1 protein-coding gene is annotated in these 1,202 nt (G+C 67.1%); it reads left to right on the forward strand.

The genetic code is table 11. The annotated features are described in order from the left end of the window. The coding region (locus AB4880_RS26070; RefSeq protein ID WP_367922146.1) for an acyl-CoA carboxylase subunit beta at positions 1-1,202 on the forward strand (1,202 nt) is incomplete at both ends.

The following is a 1,202-nucleotide window of genomic DNA, read 5'->3' on the forward strand; positions in this document are numbered from 1 at the left end:
ACGCTCCCGCCGCGAAGGCCCAGGAGAAGCAGCACGCCAAGGGCCGCAAGACCGCCCGCGAACGCATCGAGCTGCTCTTCGACGAAGGCTCCTTCGTCGAGCTCGACGAGTTCGCCCGCCACCGCTCCACCGCCTTCGGCCTCGAGGCGACCCGCCCCTACGGCGACGGCGTGATCACCGGCTACGGCACCATCGACGGCCGCCAGGTCTGCGTGTTCTCCCAGGACTTCACCGTCTTCGGCGGCTCCCTCGGCGAGGTCTACGGCGAGAAGATCACCAAGGTCATGGACCTGGCCATCAAGTCCGGCTGCCCCATCATCGGCATCAACGAAGGCGCCGGCGCCCGCATCCAAGAAGGCGTCGTGTCCCTCGGCCTGTACGGCGAGATCTTCAAGCGCAACGTCCACGCCTCCGGCGTGATCCCCCAGATCTCCCTCATCATGGGCAACTGCGCCGGCGGACACGTCTACTCCCCCGCCGTCACCGACTTCACCATCATGGTCGACCAGACCTCCGCCATGTTCATCACCGGACCCGACGTCATCAAGACCGTCACCGGCGAAGACGTCACCATGGAAGACCTCGGCGGCGCCCGCACCCACAACACCAAGTCCGGCAACGCCCACTACATGGCCACCGACGAGGACGACGCCCTCGACTACGTCAAGGCCCTGCTGGCGTTCCTGCCCCAGAACAACCTCGACGAACCCCCCACCTTCGATGAGCCCGCCGACCTCCAGCCGTCGGCGCAGGACCTCGCGCTCGACGTGCTGATCCCCGACTCCCCCAACCAGCCCTACGACATGCACGACGTCATCACCACCATCGTCGACGACGCCGACTTCCTCGAGGTCCAAGCCCTCTTCGCCCCCAACATCATCGTCGGCTACGGCCGCGTCGAGGGCCGCCCCGTCGGGATCGTGGCCAACCAGCCGATGCAGTTCGCCGGCACCCTCGACATCGACGCGAGCGAGAAGGCCGCCCGGTTCGTCCGGTTCTGCGACGCCTTCAACATCCCCGTCCTGACCTTCGTCGACGTCCCCGGCTTCCTGCCCGGCACCGACCAGGAATGGAACGGCATCATCCGCCGCGGCGCCAAGCTCATCTACGCCTACGCCGAAGCCACCGTCCCCCTGGTCACCATCATCACCCGCAAGGCCTACGGCGGCGCCTACGACGTCATGGGCTCCAAGCACCTCGGC

The organism is Nocardioides ginsengisoli (genome assembly GCF_039537225.1).
GTDB lineage: Bacteria > Actinomycetota > Actinomycetes > Propionibacteriales > Nocardioidaceae > Nocardioides > Nocardioides ginsengisoli.